Raw genomic sequence first — 21,141 nt, 5'->3', positions numbered from 1 at the left:
ACCGGTGTCGACACCGCAGGTCACCCCCGGCCGTACAACCACGGTTGGATGACGGCGCCGGCCCGCCTGGCTACGATCTCGATCATGCCCGCGACGCCAACGCCCCCGCTGTTCCGGCGCGTCCCGCCCGAGGCCTGGGTCGCCCTCGCCTGGTGCGTGGCCGCCGGTTACCCCGCGGTGCTGCTCCGCGACACCGGGCGGCTGCACCACGGTGCCGCCGCGCACGGCGGCCTGCCGTTCACCCTGGCCGACACGGCGGTGGCCTTCCTCGGCGCGGCCCTGGTACGTCGGATGCCGGTGCTCTCGGTGACCCTGCTGCTGATCGCCACCTGGACCGAGACCGACGGCTGGGCCGCCAAGACCCAGGTGCCGCCAGCGGCGCTGCTCGCCGTGGACGTCGCGCTGTTCCTGATCACCGCCACCCGCCCGCGCCGCAGCTCCCGTGCCGCCTTCGCCCTGGCGGCGGTCTTCCTGGTGCTGCACATCGGCCTGGTGCGCGGCAACACCGTCGGCATCTTCACCGGCACCCACATCGGCTCGGCCGACGGCGCCGCGCTGCTCGCCCTGGTCGCCTGGCTGGCCGGGCGCTCGCTCCGGCAGAACCGGGAGCACGCCGAGGCGCTGAGCAGCCGGGCCGCCACCGAGGCGGTCACCGCCGAACGGCTGCGGATCGCCCGGGAGATGCACGACACCGTCGCGCACAGCATCGGCATCGTCGCCCTGCAGGCGGGCGCCGCCCGCCGGGTGATCGACCGCCGGCCGGAGCGGGCCAAGCAGGCCCTCGGTGAGATCGAGGCCGCCGGGCGGGAGACCCTGGCCGCGCTGCGCCGCATGGTGGTCGCGCTGCGCCAGGCCGACGGCGAGGCGTCGGACACCGTCCCGCAGGGCCTGGCCGACCTCGACCGGCTGGCCGAGACCACCACCGCGGCGGGCGTGCGGGTCACGGTGCGGCGCGCGGGTGAACAGGGGCCGCTGCCGCCGGAGATCGACCTCTCGGCGTTCCGGATCATCCAGGAGTCGGTCACCAATGTCGTCCGGCACGCGGAGGTCCGCGACTGCCTGGTGACCGTGGACCGCAGCAGGGAGGGCGAGTTGGCCGTCGAGATCACCGACTGCGGCCGGGGCCACGGCACCGCACCCGGCAGCGGCTTCGGCCTGGCCGGGCTGCGTGAGCGGGTCGCCCTGCTGCACGGCGAGTTCGAGGCCGGGCCGCGCCCGGACGGCGGCTTCCGGGTCGCCGCCCGGCTGCCGATCCCCGAGATGGAGACCGCATGATCCGCGTGGTGCTGGCCGACGATCAGCCGCTGGTACGGGCCGCCCTGGAGATGGTGATCACCGAGACGGTGGACGTCGAGGTGGTCGGCGAGGCCGGCGACGGCGCCGAGGCCGTCCGGCTGGCCGCCGAACTGCGGCCGGACGTCGTGGTGATGGACATCCGGATGCCCGGCACGGACGGCATCGAGGCCACCCGGCAGGTGACCGCCGCCGGCGGGCCGACCAGGGTGGTGGTGCTCACCACCTTCGACGAGGACGAGCACGTGTACGCGGCGCTGAGCGCCGGGGCGTCCGGCTTCCTGGTCAAGGACATGGCGCTGGACGACATCCTCGCCGCCGTCCGGGTGGTCGCCGCCGGGGACGCGCTGATCGCGCCGAGCGTCACCCGGCGACTGATCGGGGCGTTCGCGGGCCGGCAGCCGACACCGGTCCCGGCACCGGCGTCCCACCGGTTGGACGTGATCACCGACCGGGAGCGGGAGATCCTCACCCTGGTCGGCCGGGGTCTGTCCAACACCGAGATCGCCGCCGAGCTGGTGCTCAGCATCGCCACCGTGAAGACCTACATGACCCGGCTGCTGGCCAAGTTGGACGCCCGCGACCGGGTGCAGCTGGTCATCCTGGCGTACGAGGCGGGCCTGGTCTCCGTGCCCGGCTGACCAGGCCCACCTTCGTCAGTGCTTGATCGCCACGCCCGCGTACATCGCGATGTCCTGGTCGCGGACCACCGGGGCGTCGGCGTCCGGCCGCCAGTGGTGGACCAGGGTGACGCCCGGGTCGAGCAGCTCGTAGCCGTCGAAGAAGGCCTCCGTCTCGGCCTTGTCGCGGATCTGCAGCGGGATGCCGCGCGCGTTGTACTCCCGGCCGACGCCACCCACCCCGACCGGGTCGGTGTCGCCGGTGAACACCGTCAGGGCGAGGAAGCTGCCGGGCGCCAGCGCGTCCATGAAGCGGCGCACGATGCCCTGCGGGTCGTCCTCGTCCAGCACGAAGTGCACGATGGCGATCAGCGACAGCGCCACCGGCTGCGAGAGGTCGAGCACCTCGCGCAGCCGGGGGTTGTCGATGATCGACTCCGGGTCGCGGAAGTCGGCGTCCACGTAACAGGTGCGGCCCTCGGGCGTGCTGGACATCAGGGCCCGCGCGTGGCTCAGCACGATGGGGTCGTTGTCCACGTACGCGACCCGGGTCCCGGGGGCGATCGCCTGGGCGATCTCGTGCACATTGGGCGAGGTGGGGATGCCGGTGCCGATGTCCAGGAACTGCCGCACCCCGTACTGCTCGGTGAGGTGACGCACCGAGCGCTGCATGAAGTCGCGGGTGGTGCGCATCGAGACCGGCAGCGACGGCCAGGCCCGCACCGAGGCGTGCGCGGCGACCCGGTCCGCCTCGAAGTTGGTCTTGCCGCCGATGAGGTAGTCGTACACCCGCGCGGAGTGCGGTACGTCCATCCGCAGGTCCACCGAGGGGTAGTCCTGCCGTGGTTCCTGCTGCGGTCCCTGCTGAGATTCCTGCTGGGCCCGGACCTCGTTCGCCATGCTCGCCCTCCCGTTGCCGCTGGGCATCCGTCACCGGCCGCCACCGCGGCGGTCCTCGGTGCGCATGGTAACGGTCGACCGGTAGGACGAGATGACGAACACTCAGGCCTGGGCCTCCGGACTCCGCGCCTCGATCCCGACCGCCTGACGGGGGAGCGCCCCGGACCCGGCCCGCCCGCCGTGCCCCGCCGCCAGCTCCACCGCCGCGCCGATCCAGGCCGCACCGAAGGCCCAGGTCGCCACCCACTCGCACAGGTACATCGGCCGCACCGACCAGTCCGCCCCGAACCCGGACAGCCCGCAGACGGCCGCGGCCGGCAGCGCGACCAGGATCAGCACCCCCGCCGCCAGGTAGGCCGCGCCGACCCGGGCCGGCTGCGCCGAGCGCGGATTGCGGAAGGAGTAGAGGCAGAACAGCGCCAGCATCACGAACAGCAGCGCGGCGAAGACCAGATGGAACACCCCGACCACCCGCTGCACCTCCGTCGGGTCCCCCGGCGCCGTCGGGCACAGCGCGACCCCGAGGGCGAACACCCCGGCCGCCGTGCTCCACCGGTCGTCCCGCCGGTCGAAGCGGTAGCAGATCAGGAACACCCCGAGCGCGCACAGCGCCCCGACGAGGACGTTCCGCGTCCCGGTGTAGTACGCGGCGCTCATCGAGGCCGGCCAGAAGCCGTTCGTGCCGCGCCCCATGACCTCGTCCGCCAGCCAGTTGCCGACCGGCAGCGCCGGCGGCAGCAGGACGCCGATCGCCCCGACGCCGAAGCGCAGGAAGCTGACCGTCCGTTCGTCCTGGACGCTCTGCTGCTGTGGTGAGTCGGGAGTTCTCTCGCTGCGCACGTCGTCACTCATGGACGCCTCCTCGCCTACCGTACGGGCAGCCGTGGCCCGCGGATCGTCCGGCCGCTGGGGAATCACGTAGGGCGGTGTCGACGGGCGCCGCCGCACGGAAGCGGCCGTCAACTGGTGTACCCGCAACGGAGATCGACCCACCACCGATTCGGGTGGTTTACCGGGCGGCGGGGCCCGTTAGCATTCCCCGATGACCAGCATCGACGCGATCTCCCCGTTCGATCCGGACCCCACCGCCACCCTGTGGCAGCACGACGCCGACGAACTCGCCCGCTACGTCGCCGATCCGGCGAACGAGTGGTTCCGCCGTCAGGCCTGCGCCTTGGCCCTGGCGGGGCGGGTGCCCGAGGAGCACGTGCCCGCGCTGATCGCCCGGATCCAGGACGTCGAGGAGGACGCCGAGGTGCGGGTCCCCCTGCTCGAAGCGCTGGGCGACCGCGCCGAACTCCTGCCGTGGCTACGGCAGCCGGAGCGGAAGGAGGAGGACGACGACTTCGGTCTGCACGAGGCCTTCCTCAAGGCGCGCGGCCGGCTCGGCGACCGCACCGCGACGGGCGACCTCGCCGTCCGGGCCGCCGAGCCGCGGGACGTCCAGCGCGGTGCGGGCGAGGCCGGACTGAACGCGCTGGCCGACCGGTGCGGCCTCCCGGCGGTCCTGGAGGACCTCGGTGAGGCCCGGCCTGAGGACCGGTTGGCCCGCGACCTGCTACGCCACCGGGCCGGCCAGGACATCACGGCCTCCCTCGCCGACCCGGACCGCATGGTCGCCCACCACGCCTACCTGCTGGCCACCGACCCGGCCCGGCTGCGCGCCTACCTCGCCGGGCGGCCGCCGGTCGAGGCGGCCCTGTGGGCGGTCTGCGCCCTGCACCGGCTCACCGGCGACGCCGAGGAGACGGCGGACCGGTACGCCCGCCTCGGCCGTCCCCGGGTCGACGTCCCCGGCCTGCCCGAGCAGATGCGCCGGGCGATCGTGCACGAGTACGCGGCGGCGAGCGAGCGCGGCACCGACCCGCGCTGGCGGCTTGAGGCGATCTGTGGCGAGCCGCCCGCCCCGGTCGACGTAGAGGGTCAACTACGCCGATCCATCGAGGCGTTGGGCGGCGCGGGGATCGCCTTCGAGGCCCCGGTCGACGCGTTCGAGCACCATGGGATCGGCAGTGGCACGTACCACGCGATCCGGCTCGGCGAGGGCGGCACCGTCCGCGTCAGCACCCTCGGCCCGTTCGTCGGCACCCTCGGCGAGTGGGACCGCACCCTGGACGACGACTCGCCGGCCCGTACCGCCCTGGAGCGGGCCGGCTTCCACTGGGTGGAGCGCGCCACCGCGAACCTCATCGTCACCGATCTGTGCGTCTACTGGTTCGGTAGGCGACTTCCGCTGAACGTGGACACCCTGCTGTACTTCTGGCAGGACTGACCGGCCCTCACAGCGCCGCCTCGGCGCCGGGGTCGAGCGCGAACTCGGCGTCGTCCGCGTCGTAGTCGTACAGCTCGCCGTAGCGGCCCCAGTCGATCGCGGTCTCCAGCTGGCGGCGGGCGTCCTCGGTGTCGAAGCCGGCCCGCAGCAGGTCCAGGAAGAGGTCCTCGCGCAGCTTGTGGTTCTCGGTGGCGGCCAGGGACTGGACGATGGCGCGCACCAGCGGCGCGCGGCGGGCGGCGTTGCGGGCGAAGAGCTGCTTGCTCGCGAGGATGTCGGCGTCGGCGAACTCGCGGCCGGCCGGGGTGATGGCGAAGCGGCCGTCGGTGGTGCGGGCGAGGTCCGCAGGAAGCCGAGGCTGGGCACCGACTGGAGGACGTCCAGGACCGGCAGCAGCACCTTCTCCGTCCGTCGCAGCCGGGCCGCGGCGGTGGCGTAGGCGAAGGTGAAGATCACCGAGGCGACCAGCGCGACGAACATCCGCAGCAGTGAACGCACCGCGTAGAACGGCAGGTTGGACGGATCGGTGGACACGGTGGCGGGCGCGTTCAGCGAGGGGCCGACCGCACCGGCCCGACCGCGCACCAGCCTGATCGCCGACGGACGGGCCCGCCACCGGAGGCGGTCCTGCGGGGGCCTCCGGTGGCGGGGTCCGGGCGGGTCAAGGCGGGGCCGACCGGCCGCGCCGTCAGCGGGTGGGGCTGCCGGTGCGGGCGATCAGCGTGTTCAACAGGGCGGCCCCGCGCTCGGCGTCGTCGACGCTGATCGCGAAGTCCCTCCCGCGCTTGGTGCGGACGACCAGGCACTCGCCCCGGCGCAGGAACACGGTGGTGCCCCGGCGGTTGGCGCGGTAGCCCCAGCCGCCGGCCCCGCGGGCGGTGAGCCGCTCGACCCGGGCCGAGACGAGTTCGGCGGGGGAGAGCTTCCGGGCGGGCCAGCCGAACGGGCCGAAGCCGACGTGCAGTCCCTCGTCGGTCACCCGGACCCGCACCGAGGAGCAGAGCAGGAGGACGACCGAGGAGAGGGCGAGGATGACGACGGTCACCCAGTCGGGCTCCGCCAGCCCGCCCACGGCGACCAGTACGGCCGTCAGCGGGATCAGCGCCGTGACGGCGGCGAGCAGCTGCAGCCACGGGTTGGCGGCCTGGGAGAGCCAGGCCGTCCGCTCGCCGGCCCTCAGTTCCAGCAGCGGCGTGCCGGGCCGGGCCGGGGCGGTGGCGCCCGGGCGGGTGGCCAGCCAGGACAGCACACCGGCCAGGCCCGCCGCCACGACGATCACGACCACCTCGATGCCCATCGGCGCGGCGTCCTGCCAGCGGGCACGGTCCAGGTTGGCGCGCACGATGGAGGTCTGCGCGCCCGTCAGCAGCACCCCGGTGAAGGCCAGCACCGGCCCGGCCCAGTGGCGGGCCGGGTCGGGCCGGAACCGGACGGCGACGGCGACCCCGAGCGCCACCAGGAGCCAGACGCCGGCCGGGAAGAGTGCCGCCGCCGTCACCGACATCGAGCCGTCCGGGTCGCGCCCGTTCCAGTGGGTCGCCACCTGCGCCGGCAGCCGGTCGCGTGCGGCCAGCGGCAGCACGGTCAGCAGCGCCAGCACGCCGAGCGTCCAGGCCACCGCCCCCAAGAGCGCCCCCCGGCGTACCGGCCGGCTCGAGACGGGCTCTCCCACGGGCTCTTCGTCCCTCACGACATCCCCCTGATCAGATCCACGAGATCGTTCCTGCTGTAGCCGGCCCGGGCCGCGTCCGCGATCAACTGCCGTACGCGGTCCACCAGTTCGGCGCGCGTTCCGGCGTCCGCGGCGACCGTGATGCCACGGCCCCGGCGGAACTCCAGCACCCCCTCGTCGCGCAGGGCGCGCAGCCCGCGCAGCACGGTGTTGGTGTTGACGCCGAGGGCCCGGGAGAGCTCCCGGGCGGGCGGCAGTTTGTCGCCGGGGGCACACTCACCCTCCGCGACGGCGCGTCGGATCGCGCCCGCCACCTGCTCGTGCAGCAGGCGGGCGTCGCCAAGGTCCAGCTTCAGCAACATGGTGCTACTGACGATAGCACCATCAAGATCTGGTGCGTATCGACGATCCACGGCCGACCATGGGACCTGGAGGCGGAGCGGTGAGCGGACGGCTGCGGGTGTTCCTGGGGGCGGCGCCGGGGGTCGGGAAGACGTACGCCATGCTCGCCGAGGGGCGACGGCTGCGCGACGACGAGGGCCTGGACGTCGTGGTCGGCCTGGTCGAGACGTACGGCCGCCGGGGAACCGAACAGCAGCTCGGCGACCTGCCGGTGCTGCCCCGCCGGACCGTCCACTACCGGGGCGCCCGGTTCACCGAACTCGACACGGCTGCCCTGCTCGCCCGCCGCCCCGCACTCGCCCTGGTCGACGAACTGGCCCACAGCAACGCCCCCGGCACCGGCAACCCCAAGCGCTGGCAGGACGTCCGCCAGCTCCTCGACGCCGGCATCGACGTCGCCACCACCGTCAACATCCAGCACCTGGAGAGCCTCAACGACGTCGTCGAGCAGATCACCGGCGTCGCCCAGCGCGAACGGATCCCCGACCAGGTGGTCCGCGCCGCCGACCGGATCGAACTGGTCGACCTCAGCCCCGAGGCCCTGCGCACCCGGATGGCCCAGGGCGGGATCTACCCGCCCGACCGGGTCGACATCGCCCTCGACCACTACTTCCGGGCCGGCAACCTCGGCGCCCTGCGCGAACTCGCCCTGCTCTGGCTGGCCGACCGGGTCGAGGAGGAACTCGCCGACTACCGCGCCCGGCACGGCATCCGCGCCCCCTGGGAGACCAAGGAGCGCATCGTCGTCGCCCTCAACGGCGCACCGCAGGGCGAGCACCTGATCCGCCGCGGCGCCCGCACCGCCACCCGGGTCCACGGCGACCTGATCGGCGTCCACATCCGCCCCGACGACGGCACCACCACCCACGAGCCGCCCGGCCTGGCCGCACAGCGCGCCCTGCTGCACGAACTCCACGGCAGCTACGTCGAGGTCAACGCCGGGGACGTCGCCCGCGCCCTGGTGGACTTCGCCCACGCCGAGAGCGCCACCCAGATCCTGCTCGGCCCCACCAGCCGCAGCCGGCCGCGCGAACTGCTCTCCGGCTCCGTCATCAACCGGGTGATCCGCCTGGCCGGCCCGATCGACGTCCGGGTGCTGCCCCCGCCCGAACCCGGCCTGCTGGCCGTCCCACCCGCCCCCAGGCGCCGCCGCCCGGCCGCCGTACCGCTGCCCCGGCGCCGACTCGCCTGGCTGCTCGGCCCGGCCACCGCCGTCGTCCTCGCCTGGGCGCTCTCCCCGCTGCGCGGCTCGCTCGCGCTCGGCGGCGTGCTGCTCTGCCTGCTGCTCGCCGTCGCCGCCACCGCCCGGCTCGGCGGCCTGCTGCCCGCCGCCGGCACCACCGTCGCCGGGGCGCTCGCCGCCGACTGGTTCTTCACCACGCCCTGGCACAGCCTCACCGTCCAACGCGGCGCCGACCTCGCCGTGCTCCTGCTCTTCCTCGCCGTCGCCGGGATCATCGCCCACCTGATCGACGGCCTCGCCCGCCGCTCCCAACAGGCCGACCGGGCCCGCGCCGAGGCCGCCGTCCTCGCCCATCTGGCGGGCGAGACCGTCGAATCCGGCGCCCGGGCGCTGCCCGACCTGGTCGCCGAACTGCGCCAGGTCTTCGGCCTGGACGGCGCCGTCGTGCTGGTCCGCACCGGGCAGCTCTGGCAGCCCGCCGCCGCCTCCGGCGCCGGCTACCCGCTGCGCCCCGACGAGGCCTCACTCGCCGTCGAGCTCGGCCCCGACACCGTCCTCGCGCTGCGCGGACCGGCACTCAGCGAGGAGGACACCCGGCTGCTGGGCCCGTACGTCACCCAGCTGCGGCTGGCCCGCGACCGCGAGCGGCTCGCCGCCCAGGCCGCCGCGGCCGAGACCCTCGCCCACACCGACGCCCTGCACACCGCGCTGCTGGAGGCGGTCGGCCAGGACCTGCGCGCCCCGCTGGCCGCGCTGCGCCGGGACGCCGGCGAACTGCCGGCCCCGCAGCGGCGGCGGATCGACTCCGAGGTACGGCGGATGGAGCGGCTGGTCGCCAACCTGCTGGACCTCAGCCGGCTGCGGGCCGGGGAGATCCCGGTGGTACTGCGGCCCGTCGCGCTGCGCCCGGTGGTGGCGGCCGCGCTCTCCGGCGCGGGCTCGCACGGGAACGGCGAGGTCCGGCTCGCCCTGGGCGACGGGCTGCCGCCGGTGCTCGCCGACCCGGGCCTGCTGGAGCGCGCCGTCGCCGACGTGCTGGCGGCGGCCGGGCGCCCGGCCGCGGTGGAGGCGGGCACCGTGGCGGGCCGCGTCCACCTGCGGGTGAGCGCCCCGGGCGGGGCCGAGCCGGTCGGGCTGACCGTCGCCCGGGGGTTCGTGGAGGCGATGAACGGCGAGCTCACCGTCGAACCGGCCGCCGGCGGCGGGACGGCCTACCTGCTCGACCTGCCGTGCGCGCCCTAGCCGTATCGGCCACGAGTGCTGCCGGGCGCCCAGTTCGGCGCCGTCGCGCAGCCGGGCGGTGGCGGCAAGGAGCGTGCGCACGTCGTGGCTCGAGTCGCACACCTGGGGCACGCCGCGCTCCACCCCCGCGCCGCCTCACACGTTCGATATCGAACAGTCCATGGGGCATGCCGGTCCGCCCGGGCGCTTCCAGGCGCCCGTCCGGAGGCGGTCCTCGCCCGCCGGGTAGGCCGAACGGATGAGGGCGGGCCGGGCCTCCGTCCGCGTATGGAGTGCGTTGGGAACGGCGTCCGGGCCGTCAGGGAGCCGTCAAGAACGGCTGGTCGGCGTCCGGACGGCGGTTGGGTGGAGAGCGACGGACGACGCGACCAGACGAGGACGGATCATGCACGGCAACGGTCGGCACCAGGACAGCGCGGGCCCCAGGGTGGTGGTCGGCGTCAGCGGGTCGCTCGGAAGCCTCGCGGCACTGCACCGCGGCGTCGCCGAGGCCCGCGAGCGCGGCGCCGTCCTGGTGCCGGTACTCGCCTGGGAGCCGCCGGGCGGCGAGCTCGGCTACCGCCGCTCGCCCTGCCCGCCGCTGCTGGCCGCCGTACGGGAGGCCGCCGAGCAGCGGCTGAACGAGGCGCTGGACGCGGCCTTCGGCGGGGTCGACCCGGGGGTGGCGATCCGGCCGGTGGTGATCCGCGGCGAGTCCGGGCCCGCCCTGGTGCACGTCGCCGACCGGGCCGACGACCTGCTGGTGCTCGGGCGAAGCGGCGGCCTGCTCCGCCGCCGCCTGCGGCGCTCGGTGTCCGCGTACTGCGCCAAGGAGGCCGGCTGCCCGGTGCTGACCGTCCCGGTGCCCGAGCTGCTGCACGACCTGGAGGCCCTCCACCGCCGCACCCGCTGGCACCTGCCGGTCGGCCCGGCGCCCGAACTGGTCGCGGTGAAGGGGTAGTCCGGGGTGCGGATGTACTCGGCGCGCCCCGGCGGTACCCGCTACCACCCGGTGCTGGGCCGCCTCTCGACAGGTGCCTCGGGCGCCGTCGCCCTGCTCGGCGGCGGCCTGCTCGCCCTCGGCTTGCGCGGGCTCGGCGAACTGCACTCCGGCTGGCTCGCCCTCGTCGCCTACCTGGCGCTGTGCGGCCTGGTCGGCGGCTTCGCCCGCCCGCGGGCCGCGCCACTGATCGGCCTGGCCGCCTGGTTGTGCTGCAACGCCTTCGCCGAACACCGGCACGCCGAACTCGGCTGGTCCGGGCCCTGGCCGGAAGCCTGGCACTTCGCGGTGTTCACCGCCACCGCCCTGCTGGTCTCCCTGCCCACGGCCCTGCCCCGCCGGACGGTGCGGGCGACGCCGGTGCGCCTGGACCGTCCGGTCTGAGGCGCCCCCCGAGGACGGTCCGCCGGCGCGGGCGGACCGCGCCGATCCCGGGGCTCCGGCCGGTACTCCGGAGCTCTCGGCGACCGGTGCAGAACAGGTGAGGCGCCCCCGGCGCCTCCCGGTGGAGTGGCCGCCGTTCGGACAGCGGGTCCGCCGCCCGCAGCGGCCACTCCATCGAACCGTCGGCCCTTCCGGCGGTGGGGGAGTGGAGGCGCCACCCCGAGCGCCCCGCAGGCGGGTCCGCACGGCAGGAAGGCGGCCGCGTGCCAACCGCCGTACACGAGCGAGCCGTTGCGGACCAGTGGCATCGCATCCCGGAGCGTCAGGGTGGTCACGCCCGCACCGGCCGACCCGACGAGCGCGCCCGGGAAAGGCTGCTCGCGATGGTCAGTCAGGAATCGTGCCCGGAGGGCGAGTTGGATGCCCCGGCGGGGCGGCCGGGATAAGGGCGCGCAGAATGTCCGTATGCGGATGACGAACACGCCGAACACGCCGAACACGCCTGGCGCGTGGAACACACCGATCGCGCCGGTCATGCCGAGGGCGGTGACGGTCGAGGACGCCGGGCCGATGGCCGAAGTACTGGCGCGGGCCTTCGGGGACGACCCGATGATGTGCTGGTTGTTCCCCGAGGGCGCCACCCGCCCGGCCGCGCTGGGCGGTTACTTCACCACGCTGCTCACCCGGCAGTACCTGCCGCACGGGGTGTGCGAGCGCACCGAGAACGCCGCCGCGTTCTGGGTGCCACCGGAGGCGCAGGACAAGGCCGTCCCGGACGCGGAGACGATCCGGGAGCTGACCGGGCTGCTCGGCGAGCAGGCCGAGCCGTTCCGGCGCTCCGTCGAAGCGGCCGCCGCGAACGCGCCGCAGGAGCCGTACTGGTACCTGGCGGTGCTCGGCGCCGACCCCGTCGCCCAGGGGCGGGGGCAGGGATCCGCCCTGCTGCGCGCCGGGCTGGCTCGGGCCGACGAGGCGGGGCTGCCGGTCTACCTGGAGTCCTCCAAGGAGGCGAACCTCGCCGTGTACGGGCACTTCGGCTTCGAGGTGCTGGAGGAGATCCAGCTGCCGGGGAACGGGCCGATGCTGTGGGTGATGCGACGCGCTCGGCGCGACCCGGCGGACGGGTAGCCCCGATGTCAGTCGTCGGCGGGGAGTTCGGTCGGGACGGCGATGACGTCGACCAGGGCCTCGCCGCGCAGGACGGTGAGCGGGATCGGGCGGCCGATGGCGTCGGCGAGCATCAGGCGCTGGAGGGACTGGGCGCTGCCCATGGGCTCGGCGGCAGCGGTGAGCAGCAGGTCGTCCTCGTGCAGGCCGGCCCGGGAGGCGGGGGCGCCGGGGACCACCTCGACGATCCGCAGCCCGGCGTCCTGCCCGGTGCGGTGGCGCAGGGCGGGCGGCAGCGGGGTCGGGACCCCGGCCAGGCCCAGGTAGGCGCGGCGGATCCGGCCCTCGGTGAGCAGGGCGGCGATGATCTGGCGGCTGGTGGCGTTGATCGGGACGGCCAGGCCCAGTCCGTTCCCGGCCACGGCCGTGGTGATGCCGACCACCTCGCCGTTCGCGGTGGTGAGCGCGCCGCCGGAGTTGCCGGGGTTGAGCGCGGCGTCAGTCTGGATCACGTCGTCGATGACCCGTACCGCGCTGCCGGAGCGTGCGGGAAGGGATCGGCCGAGCGCGCTGACCACGCCCGCCGTGACCGTCCCGGCCAGGCCGAGCGGGTTGCCCACGGCCACCACCAGCTGCCCGACCCGCAGGGTGGTGGCCTCGCCGAGCGTCACCGGCGAGGGCGTCGGGCCGTCGGCGCGCAGCACCGCCAGGTCGGAGAGCGGGTCGGCGCCGATGGTGTGGAAGGGCGAGCTGGTGCCGTCGGCGAAGGCCAGCGTCCCGGCGTCGGCGTGGCCGACCACATGGGCGTTGGTGAGCAGGAAGCCGTCCGCGGTGAAGACCACGGCCGAGCCCAGCGCGGTGCTGAACCAGCCGCCCCGGCCGCGCCGGGGCACCTGGAGGGCCGCGACGCGCGGCGTCACGGCGGCGGCCACGGACGTGACGATCCGCGAGTAGGCGTCCATCGGCGCCTCAGCCTCGGGGACACGGCCCGGTCCGGGAAGCGTGTCGGCCACGCTGCTCACCCCTCTCGCGGGCGCAGGGTCGGGTTTCCGCAGGTCTGCGGGCCCGCGGGCACGCAGGTTTCTGCAGGTGGCAACAACGGCACCGCGTGCCGGCTTCCACCTCCGTCCTGACGAGTTCTTGACGGTACTTGACCTCGGGAAAACTGCAAAGGGCAAGCAAAACGAGCGTAGAGTTCGAGCAAAGCCGCATCTGTGGGAGGGGCTCATGGACACCATGCTGGAGCCGGACCGGCGCACGCTCGGAGACCCGGGCGGCGGGCGGCTCGGGACGGAACACCTCCTGATCGACGTCGCCGGGTCGCCGGGCCCCGCCGGGGCGGCGCTCACCGCCGTCGGGGCGACGGCGGACCTCCTGCACTCCCTGCGCCGCGACCGCGACGGCCGGTGGGGCGCGGACGACGGGACCGGCGACGGGGTGCCCGCCCGGGAGGTGCTCGGCCCCGCCGGGGACGACGCCCTGGTGCTGACCGGCGCCGCCGCCCGGGCGCTCACCGAGGCGACGGAACGCGCCCGCCGGGACGGCGGGCGGAGCTTCACCGCCGAGCACCTGCTGCGCGCCCTGCTCGCGGACGACCGCACTCGTGCCGCCGAACTGCTGCACGCGGTGGGCGTCCCGCCGCAGGCCGTACTCGACCGCCTGGACGGTGCCACGGGCCTGGACGACACCGAGGTTCCGGGCCGCACCGCGGTCCTGGGCGGCGCCGCGCCACAGGCCGTACCGGACCGTCCCGAGACGGCCGCGCCGCAGGCCGGGGGCGAGCGCCCGGACCCCCTCGACCCGCTGCTGCACCCCACCCGGGAGGCGCTGCTCACCCGCCGTAGCCACCGACTCCCGCGCTGGAAGCGGCTGTTGCAGCCGGGGGCGGCGGGGCGCGGAGCCTGGATCCGGTTGGAGGCGGACGCCCAGGCCCTGCGCTTCGGCCGCCGTACGCCCGGCACCGAGCACGTCCTGCTCGCGCTGCTGGCCGTCCATGAAGTGACCCGCCGTGAGCCCCGGGCGGACGTGGACCGCGCCGGCGGCGAACTGCTCGCCGGCCTCGGCCTCGACTACGCCCGCCTCCACGCCCTCCTCGACGCCGGCGGGGTGTCGCTGCCCGCCGACCCGCGCTCCGTCGAGACTTACCTGGCCGACGTCGCGGCCCTGGGCACCGAACACGTGGCCCGGGCCCTGCTGGCGGAGGACACCCGCGCCCGGCGCCTGGTCGAGGCATCAGGGCCGACGCCCTGGGACGGCGTCCCCGGTGGGACGGGCCGCTAGACCTCGCCGAGCGGGACGCCCGGGTCGGCCAGCCGGTCGGCGTCCACCACCTGCCCCGAGCGGACCAGTTCGCGGATCGGGTCGGTGACGTCCCAGACGTTGACGTTCATCCCCGCGAGCGCCCGGCCGCCGGACAGCCAGAACGCGATGAACTCGCGGGTGGCCGGGTCCCCGCGGAACACCACCCGGTCGTAGCCGCCCGGCTCGACGTAGCCGACGTACTCCATTCCCAGGTCGTACTGGTCCGTCACGTCCATCGTGACCTTGCCGCCGACGATCTCGCGGTCCAGCCAGGCGCGGATCGAGGCATGGTCGGCGAATTCGCGGCTCGTGTCGTTGACCACCGCGTCGTCGGCGAAAGCCGTCATGATGGCGTCCACATCGAAGGCGCTGACCGCCTCGATATAGGCGGCGACAACATCGGGCAGGGCTGCGGCCTGGGCGTTGGTGTTCATGGGGAGTCTCCTCGTATGGCCTCGGCGCGGTGCGGCGCCTACTGCCGCCCCTGAGCCCTACCCTCACGGGAGGGTCAACCAGGGATCGGCCGCTGGACCTTTCGGTCAGTTGGGCGCGCTCGACGGCGGTGGGGGTGGTGTTGTTGTCGACGAACTCGCCGGTGGTGGTGACGAGTTCCTCACGGAGGCCGGCCACCTCCACGGTAGGGACGAGCGGCCCCGCGTACTGCCCCGATCAGGGTTCTCCCAGCTCAGCCCTTCCCCCAGAAGGGCCGCACCCTTCTCAGAACGGGCCGTGGAGGCTGCCCAGTCTGTCGGTCAGGCGCAGGTTCTCGGAGTAGTCGACGGGGCAGGCGATCACGGAGACCGTGTCGTCGTCGAGGGCGCGGCGCAGTGCGGGCAGCAGTTGGCCGGCGGGCTCGATGGTGTAGCCGCGTGCGCCGAAGTAGGCACGTCCGCCTGCCCCGGCCACTCATCAGCCGCTGACCGAGGTGGCCGGGCGGATGTCGATGCCTCGAGCGTGCCGGGGCCGTTCGGCGGCGTCGGGGTGGCGGCGGCCGTGGGCTGCCCGCACGCTGGAGCCGGATGTGGACGTGCGCCGCCGAGCATCGTGCTGCGCAGAGGGTTCTGGGAGGATTGTGTGACCGCTTCGTCGCCTGCCACCGACGCACCGCCGGCCCGATACGACGATCTGCGCGCTCTGGTGATCAACTGCACTCTGAAGCGCTCGCCGGAGACGAGCAACACGCAGGGGCTGATCGACCGGAGCACCGCCATCCTGGACACGCAGGGAGTGCACGTCGATGTCGTACGGGCCGTGGACCACGACATCGCCACCGGGGTGTGGCCCGACATGACGGAGCACGGCTGGGAGACGGACGCCTGGCCGGACCTCTACCAGCAGGTCCTGGCGGCCGACATCCTCGTCCTGGCGGGACCCATCTGGCTCGGCGACAACAGCTCCGTGATGAAACGGGTGATCGAACGCCTCTACGCGTGCTCCAGCCTGCTCAACGACCAGGGACAGTACGCCTATTACGGCCGCGTGGGCGGCTGCCTGATCACCGGCAACGAGGACGGCGTCAAGCACTGCGCCATGAACGTCCTCTACAGCCTCCAGCACCTGGGCTACACCATCCCGCCCCAGGCCGACGCCGGATGGATCGGCGAGGCGGGCCCCGGCCCCTCGTACCTCGATCCCGGCTCGGGCGGCCCGGAGAACGACTTCACCAACCGCAACACCACCTTCATGACCTGGAACCTGCTGCACCTGGCCCGGGCGCTGAAGGACCTCGGTGGCATCCCCGCCTACGGCAACCAGCGCACCGCATGGGACGCAGGCTGCCGCCGCGACTACGAGAACCCCGAACACCGATAGGGACACCAGCGGCCGGGGCAGCCGCTTCGGCCCTGGTCGACGGGGAGGCCGGCCGGGTGGCGGGCGTCCTGCCCGACCGCACCTCGGAGACGTTCGCGCCTGTCAGGTCCGGCTGAGTGACCTGGTCACCCCGGCTACCACAGTGGTGGTGAGCAGCCAGCCGGCGGCGATCAGACCGTAGCTGAACCACTGGTACGGGCCGGTCCAGTACCAGGCGGTGCGCTGGCCGAAGCCGACGATCGGGATCAGCAGATCCAGGGTGTAGACGAACGCGTTGAACGGTGTGCCCTGTCCGGGCTGCACCGCGCGCGCCTCGCCCTGGCTGAAGACCACCGTGCCGAGCAGAGCGAGGCCGAGCAGCCAGAGCGCCGCCTGCCACGGGCGGTAGCCGTAGCCTACGGTGACATCGAGCAGCCGGCTCCAGGCTCGGCCGGACGGGCTGAGTGTCCGTCGGCGGCGACGCTGCTTCTCCAGCAGTGTCCTGCGGGCGTCGTCGTCATGGCCGATCTTCCGGTACCAGGCGGCGAGTTGCTCGTAGGGCTGCGGCGCGTAGCCGGGCAGGTCGGCCAACCAGCGTAGCCGGGCGGCGACCGGCTCGGTACTGCCGACAGGGACCTGGATGGTGGTGTAGCCGAAACCGTCCAGCCAGGTATCGGGCGGCCAGCTGTACTCGTTGTCATGGAGCACCGCCACCTGCGCCTCCCGCAGGTCGACGGAGCCCACCGGGGTGGCAGCGACCGTGAGTTGCAGCTCTCCGGCCCGCAACCGGTTGCCGTCCAGGGCCAGTTCGCCCCCCTGGAGGACGGCGGTGTCCAACGAGAGTCGGCTGCGGACCGTGGCACCGGGCAGCCGGATCGTGCCGACCGCGGTGAAGCCCTCGCTCAGCACCATGGTCGAGGCCGTCAGGTCGTCGCCGGTCAGGGCATCGCCGCCGGGGTTCTCTATCCGGGCCTGCTCCATGAACAGCCCGCCGTTGAACCGGGCACCGACCAGACGCAGGCCGCCGCGCGTGGCGAACCCCTTGCGAGCGAAGCAGCCGCCGTCCAGCAGCAGCCCGCCGGCCCACAGCGCCCAGACGCCTGACCCGCTGGTCGGTTCCGACTGCGAACCGTCCAGCAACTCGGTGGCAGTGAGCCGCACTCCGCTCAGGCGCAGCTCGCCGGTGACGTGCGCACGGGTGAGGGTGAGCCGGCCCTCGATCACCGAGTCCACGAAGAAGAGGTTGCCGTCCACCTGCAGCAGCCATCCGTCGAGTCCGGGCAGGTAGCAGCCGATCAGCCCGGTGGAACGCAGCGAGGCGCCACGCAGGACCACCGACTGCTCGAAGTGGCACTGTTCCAGGCTGAGTTCGCTCTCGACAGTGGCTCCACCAAGATCCAGTCGGCCGGTGATCCGCGCTCCCACCAGGCGCAGCGCGGGCACCGCCCCCTGCTGGTCCGGCCTGCGCAGCAGCAGCGCCGTGATCACCTCGGCCCGGACAGCGCGCTCCGCTCCCCAAGCTCCGCCGCCGACCGGGTCGTCCTGCGCAGGGTCTCCGCTGCGTAGGTCGACCACACCGCCGTACGGGAAAGCGTCCCAGACCCGCCGTTCGACCTCCGCCAGTTCCTCGTACGCCAGCATGTTGCTTCCCCCTTGCCTCGGCGACCGGGTGGCACCCTAGCGGATCTCGGTGTGTGGCTGATCCGCAGTCAGCGAAGAGGCGCGGTGTGGACCTGCGCGGGTGTCACCTGCGGAATGACATGGCCCTGGCGGGGCCGCAGCCCTATGGACGGCGCGCTCCCGACGGGGCTGCGGACCGCTCGGGGCAGGGGGCGGCGTGTCCACTGTCCCCTGGACAGGTCCGTCCGTCAGAACATCCCGCCGTCGAGCTGCAGGGTGCGGCCCGTCATGAAGGCCGCATCGTCCGAGGCGAGGAAGGCGTAGCCTGCGGCGATCTCCGTGGGCTCCGCGAGCCGGCGAAGCGCCACTGCGGTGTCGAGCCACGCGGACAGGTTCAGGACCATCGACTCCACCGCAGCCTTGTTGGCGGCGTACAGCGTGTGGCGGAAGAACGCCCTGGAGGCACTCACCGAGGAGGTGAGCACGATACGGCCGCCCTGGCGCATGTGAGGCACGGCGTGCTGGACGGCGAACAGTTGTCCGCGCGTGTTGACCGCGAGGATCCGGTCGAAGTCGGCGGGCTTGATCTTGGACCGTAAGCTCACCAACGGCCACCGGTGGCCCGTCGTGCTGCACATCTTCCGCAGCCTGGCCGACGGGACCGGCGGGCGCAGCCTCTGCCTGGCGTTCAACTCCGGCCCGAACCCAGTCCTGTCGCCCAACAACGGCGAGTGGCAGGTTTGGTCCGGGTGTTTGTCGGCTAACGGCTGCCGAGCCGGTTGATCCGGTACATGGTGCGCTGGAACAGGTCATCCGCAGTGAGGATGGGGAACCGGCGTGGGTGCTCCGTTTCGCCGGGGATCCGCAGTGGAGCCAGGACCGTCCAGGGCGCGGGGTGGCAGAACTGGACGATTGACAGCCGCCCGCCCTGCTGGTCAGGGTCCGCGACCACGCGGTGCACGGCCGCCCGGGCCAGACCGTCGGTCAGCCGTTCCAGCACCATGCCGACGTTCACCACGGCGTATCCGGCGGGCGCGTCCACCGAAAGCCAACTGCCGTCCTCTGCCTGCACCTGGAGGCCGCGGGCGGTGGCCCTGGGCAGCGCGGTGAGGAGGTCGAAGTCCTGGTGCTCGACTGCCCAGACGTGATCCTTCGACGGAGCGTCAGCCATCGGCGGGTACCAGGTCGCGCGATTGACCACCGGCCCGTCCTGGAGCAGCTCGGCGAAGTACTCGGCAGGCACGCCGAGCCCACGCCCCACCGCGCTCGCTACCTCGTGCTGGAAGGCCAGCATCCGTGCGTGAAGTTCGGTCAGAACCGCCTCGATGCCGGGGACGATGTCCTCGGGCAGCAACGGCTCCGGGTACCGGGCCGGGTACCGGACGCGCAATGGGTGGTTCTCGGGCAGCCGGACACCCCAGTGGAAGAGCTCCTTCCAGTCCGGGACCCGGCCCTTCTCGGCGGTTTCGATCAACGGGGGCGTGTAGCCGGACTGACCGTTGCTGCCCGGCACCCGGCACTCCTGCTTGACCTCCGTCGGGAGCGTGAAGAACGCCTCCAGGAGCTGGTAGGCATCGTCCAGCAGCGCCTCCGGCACGGTGTTGCGGACGAAGAAGAAGCCGTCCCGGAGCGCCGCCCGGAGTCGCCTCTCGCCGTCAGTGCTGTTGAGGTCGATCTCGTGCAGTTCCTTGAGCATGGTGGACCTTCCCGATCGACGTCGGGCCGACGGGATCGGCCGGACTGGCAGTGGGGTTCAGATGGTCACGCCGACCGGTATTCGCTCAGCATGCGCAGGAACTTTCGCGTCTGGGCGAGTGCCGTGGGGGTGAAGTCCGTGACGAGCGTCTGCTCGGACGCCCCTCGTGCGGTCGCGAGGGAGCTGCCGTCGGGGCCGTAAACGACGCTGCCGCCGTCGCAGGGGCGGTCGGCCGGGCCGCCTACGGAGTTGACGAACATGCTGTACACCGTGTTCTCCAGCGCCCGGGCGGCCAGGTAGACGTGCGCGCGGTGTTCGCGCCCGGTGGCGAAGGCGCTCGGGCACAGGTAGGCGTGTGCGCCGGTGACCGCGGCGGCCCGGGCGTGTTCGGGGAACGACATGTCGTAACAGATCGCCAGCCCCAGCTTCCAGCCGCCGATGTCCAGGGTGCGAGTGCGTGTGCCCGGCCTGAACAGGGCGGCTTCGTCGGAGTGCCAGAGGTGCTGCTTGTCGTAGGCGACGGACACGTCTCCGGCCGGCGTGACGGCCAGCAGCGAGTTGGTCAGTGACCGGTCCGGTCGGCGGACCGCGGCACCGACGACGATCGTGACGCCGCTCCGGGCGGAACTGCGGAGGGGATCGAGTCGGGGGTCCGATACCTGGCCCGCCTCGTCGGCGGAGACCTCGGCCCGCGGATCCGTGCAGAGGCCGGCCAGGTGGTAGCCCGGCAGGTGCAGCTCGGGCAGGATGGCGACCCGAGCGCCTTCGGCCGCCGCCCTGCTGACCAGCGCCGCGGCGGAGGCGCCGTTGGCAGCGACCTCCCCCGGGATGGCCCGGGCCTGCAGGGCGGCGACCCTCAGCCCTTCGGAGGGCAGCGGGTCGGGAGCCGCGCGGGTCATGCCGTCCGCCTCGGTGCCAGCCGCGCGTACCCGGGCTTGGCGCCGGCGCGCTCCACCCGGACCCGCGCGTCTGCGGACGTCGGCACGGACGCCGGCAGGGGGAGGTCGACGAGGAGATCGCCGTACTCCGCCGCGGGGTGGGTACCGAGGTCGACCTCCTGGCCGTCCTGGCCGAGCAGCGTGATCCGCCACTGGTCGGGGTCGGCCGACGGCCCGGTCGCGGCGACGCGAAGCACGTCCTCCGCCACGAACTGGGCTGCGGCAACCACGGCGGTACGCCGGATCTGCGGGCCTAGCGCGTGCATGGGCCCGTGCTTGACCAGCGGCGAGCGCTTGGTCTTCGGCACGTGAGCCGCCACTACCTCGCCGACGTACATGTGGTGGACCGGGAACTCGACGACGTTGCGCAGCCGGCACTCCAGGGCCAGCAGCCCGCCCTCCACCCAGGGCGTTCCGGTGGCTTCGGGCGCCCCGAACCGCACGAGTTCGCTGCTGCTCTTGTCGATCTCCGTCAGAGAGAAGCTTCCGGCGAAGTCGGCCAGCTCCGCCTGCTCCTCGGAGCACAGGGTCAGCCCGAACTCGTTCCCGGTCGCGAGTAGCTGCCTCGTGCCGGAAGCGGGGCTGAGCACCACGGCGACGTAGAGGGGCTCCTTGTTGACGAAGTAGGACCACTCCGCCGACATCACGTTCACGGCATCGCCGTTCCGTACGGATACCAGCCCGATCGTGCTGGTCAGGCTCTTCCAGAGCTGGCTGGGAATCTCGCGTGACATGTGTGCT

General features: G+C 73.6%; 21 protein-coding genes and 1 pseudogene. 9 read left to right on the top strand and 13 right to left on the bottom strand.

Annotated features, from left to right (window positions below):
- Nucleotides 1–84 precede the first annotated feature (84 nt).
- Nucleotides 85–1,275, top strand: coding sequence for a sensor histidine kinase (locus ACFVWU_RS09710; RefSeq protein ID WP_387617555.1), 1,191 nt, complete (start codon nt 85–87; stop codon nt 1,273–1,275).
- The gene (locus ACFVWU_RS09705; protein WP_387617553.1) at nt 1,272–1,934 is read left to right on the top strand and encodes a response regulator; all 663 of its coding nucleotides are present in this window, start codon (nt 1,272–1,274) and stop codon (nt 1,932–1,934) included. Before ACFVWU_RS09710 ends, ACFVWU_RS09705 begins: the two co-directional genes overlap by 4 nt.
- Nucleotides 1,935–1,949: 15 nt before the next feature.
- On the opposite strand, the gene ACFVWU_RS09700 is transcribed toward ACFVWU_RS09705, so the two are convergent.
- Nucleotides 1,950–2,726: an SAM-dependent methyltransferase gene (locus ACFVWU_RS09700; protein ID WP_387617669.1), complete on the bottom strand. Its 777-nt coding sequence runs from the start codon at nt 2,724–2,726 to the stop codon at nt 1,950–1,952.
- 189 nt (nt 2,727–2,915) lie between these two features.
- Nucleotides 2,916–3,665 (bottom strand): hypothetical protein, encoded by a 750-nt coding sequence (locus ACFVWU_RS09695; RefSeq protein ID WP_387617552.1) that lies wholly within the window; start codon nt 3,663–3,665, stop codon nt 2,916–2,918.
- A gap of 190 nt (nt 3,666–3,855) precedes the next feature.
- On the opposite strand from ACFVWU_RS09695, the gene ACFVWU_RS09690 reads away from it, so the two are divergent.
- Nucleotides 3,856–5,085, top strand: a complete 1,230-nt coding sequence (locus ACFVWU_RS09690) for a hypothetical protein (protein WP_387617550.1) — start codon at nt 3,856–3,858, stop codon at nt 5,083–5,085.
- Between the two features lie 7 nt (nt 5,086–5,092).
- Here the strand turns inward: ACFVWU_RS09690 and ACFVWU_RS09685 are convergent, their stop codons facing one another.
- The 3 genes from ACFVWU_RS09685 to ACFVWU_RS09675 form a co-directional block, all read right to left on the bottom strand.
- On the bottom strand, nt 5,093–5,701 hold the full coding sequence (locus tag ACFVWU_RS09685; protein ID WP_387617548.1) for an AAA-associated domain-containing protein: 609 nt from the start codon (nt 5,699–5,701) through the stop codon (nt 5,093–5,095).
- A gap of 72 nt (nt 5,702–5,773) precedes the next feature.
- The gene (locus ACFVWU_RS09680) at nt 5,774–6,703 is read right to left on the bottom strand and encodes a DUF1648 domain-containing protein (RefSeq protein ID WP_387617546.1); all 930 of its coding nucleotides are present in this window, start codon (nt 6,701–6,703) and stop codon (nt 5,774–5,776) included.
- Nucleotides 6,704–6,771: 68 nt separating this feature from the next.
- A complete protein-coding gene (locus ACFVWU_RS09675) occupies nt 6,772–7,119 on the bottom strand; it encodes a GntR family transcriptional regulator (protein ID WP_387617544.1) in 348 nt (115 codons plus the stop codon).
- 80 nt (nt 7,120–7,199) lie between these two features.
- On the opposite strand from ACFVWU_RS09675, the gene ACFVWU_RS09670 reads away from it, so the two are divergent.
- From ACFVWU_RS09670 to ACFVWU_RS09655, 4 genes are all read left to right on the top strand, one after another.
- Nucleotides 7,200–9,584 carry a DUF4118 domain-containing protein gene (locus ACFVWU_RS09670; protein WP_387617542.1) on the top strand — a complete coding sequence of 795 codons (2,385 nt, stop codon included), beginning with the start codon at nt 7,200–7,202 and terminating at the stop codon, nt 9,582–9,584.
- 385 nt (nt 9,585–9,969) lie between these two features.
- Entirely contained in the window at nt 9,970–10,524 is a 555-nt protein-coding gene (locus ACFVWU_RS09665) for a universal stress protein (RefSeq protein ID WP_387617540.1), read from the top strand.
- 6 nt (nt 10,525–10,530) lie between these two features.
- Entirely contained in the window at nt 10,531–10,947 is a 417-nt protein-coding gene (locus tag ACFVWU_RS09660; protein ID WP_387617538.1) for a hypothetical protein, read from the top strand.
- A 534-nt stretch (nt 10,948–11,481) separates the two neighbouring features.
- Nucleotides 11,482–12,075, top strand: coding sequence for a GNAT family N-acetyltransferase (locus tag ACFVWU_RS09655; protein WP_387617667.1), 594 nt, complete (start codon nt 11,482–11,484; stop codon nt 12,073–12,075).
- Between the two features lie 8 nt (nt 12,076–12,083).
- On the opposite strand, the gene ACFVWU_RS09650 is transcribed toward ACFVWU_RS09655, so the two are convergent.
- The gene (locus tag ACFVWU_RS09650; protein ID WP_387617536.1) at nt 12,084–13,067 is read right to left on the bottom strand and encodes a S1C family serine protease; all 984 of its coding nucleotides are present in this window, start codon (nt 13,065–13,067) and stop codon (nt 12,084–12,086) included.
- 214 nt (nt 13,068–13,281) lie between these two features.
- Between ACFVWU_RS09650 and ACFVWU_RS09645 the strand changes: the two genes are divergently transcribed.
- Nucleotides 13,282–14,334 (top strand): Clp protease N-terminal domain-containing protein, encoded by a 1,053-nt coding sequence (locus tag ACFVWU_RS09645; RefSeq protein WP_387617534.1) that lies wholly within the window; start codon nt 13,282–13,284, stop codon nt 14,332–14,334.
- Here ACFVWU_RS09645 and ACFVWU_RS09640 read toward each other — a convergent pair.
- Both ACFVWU_RS09640 and ACFVWU_RS09635 read right to left on the bottom strand, forming a co-directional pair.
- Nucleotides 14,331–14,588: pseudogene (locus ACFVWU_RS09640) on the bottom strand (oxidoreductase C-terminal domain-containing protein); the annotation flags it as partial. The gene ACFVWU_RS09645 and the pseudogene ACFVWU_RS09640 overlap by 4 nt on opposite strands.
- Before the next feature lie 484 nt (nt 14,589–15,072).
- Nucleotides 15,073–15,261 (bottom strand): hypothetical protein, encoded by a 189-nt coding sequence (locus tag ACFVWU_RS09635; RefSeq protein ID WP_387617532.1) that lies wholly within the window; start codon nt 15,259–15,261, stop codon nt 15,073–15,075.
- A gap of 168 nt (nt 15,262–15,429) precedes the next feature.
- Here ACFVWU_RS09635 and ACFVWU_RS09630 point away from each other — a divergent pair, with 168 nt between their 5' ends.
- On the top strand, nt 15,430–16,167 hold the full coding sequence (locus tag ACFVWU_RS09630) for a flavodoxin family protein (RefSeq protein ID WP_387617530.1): 738 nt from the start codon (nt 15,430–15,432) through the stop codon (nt 16,165–16,167).
- Nucleotides 16,168–16,269: 102 nt separating this feature from the next.
- Here ACFVWU_RS09630 and ACFVWU_RS09625 read toward each other — a convergent pair whose 3' ends face one another.
- The 5 genes from ACFVWU_RS09625 to ACFVWU_RS09605 form a co-directional block, all read right to left on the bottom strand.
- Nucleotides 16,270–17,787: an oxidoreductase gene (locus tag ACFVWU_RS09625; RefSeq protein WP_387617528.1), complete on the bottom strand. Its 1,518-nt coding sequence runs from the start codon at nt 17,785–17,787 to the stop codon at nt 16,270–16,272.
- A gap of 227 nt (nt 17,788–18,014) precedes the next feature.
- The gene (locus ACFVWU_RS09620; RefSeq protein ID WP_387617526.1) at nt 18,015–18,404 is read right to left on the bottom strand and encodes an SDR family NAD(P)-dependent oxidoreductase; all 390 of its coding nucleotides are present in this window, start codon (nt 18,402–18,404) and stop codon (nt 18,015–18,017) included.
- A gap of 122 nt (nt 18,405–18,526) precedes the next feature.
- On the bottom strand, nt 18,527–19,462 hold the full coding sequence (locus ACFVWU_RS09615; protein ID WP_387617524.1) for an isopenicillin N synthase family dioxygenase: 936 nt from the start codon (nt 19,460–19,462) through the stop codon (nt 18,527–18,529).
- 65 nt (nt 19,463–19,527) lie between these two features.
- Nucleotides 19,528–20,361 carry a carbon-nitrogen hydrolase family protein gene (locus tag ACFVWU_RS09610; RefSeq protein WP_387617522.1) on the bottom strand — a complete coding sequence of 278 codons (834 nt, stop codon included), beginning with the start codon at nt 20,359–20,361 and terminating at the stop codon, nt 19,528–19,530.
- Nucleotides 20,358–21,134, bottom strand: coding sequence for a flavin reductase family protein (locus tag ACFVWU_RS09605; RefSeq protein WP_387617520.1), 777 nt, complete (start codon nt 21,132–21,134; stop codon nt 20,358–20,360). The genes ACFVWU_RS09610 and ACFVWU_RS09605 overlap by 4 nt, the downstream gene beginning before the upstream one ends.
- Nucleotides 21,135–21,141 lie beyond the last annotated feature (7 nt).

This window comes from Kitasatospora sp. NPDC058190 (assembly GCF_042883685.1).
Lineage (GTDB): Bacteria > Actinomycetota > Actinomycetes > Streptomycetales > Streptomycetaceae > Kitasatospora.
This window is presented reverse-complemented; position numbering and strand designations above follow the sequence as displayed.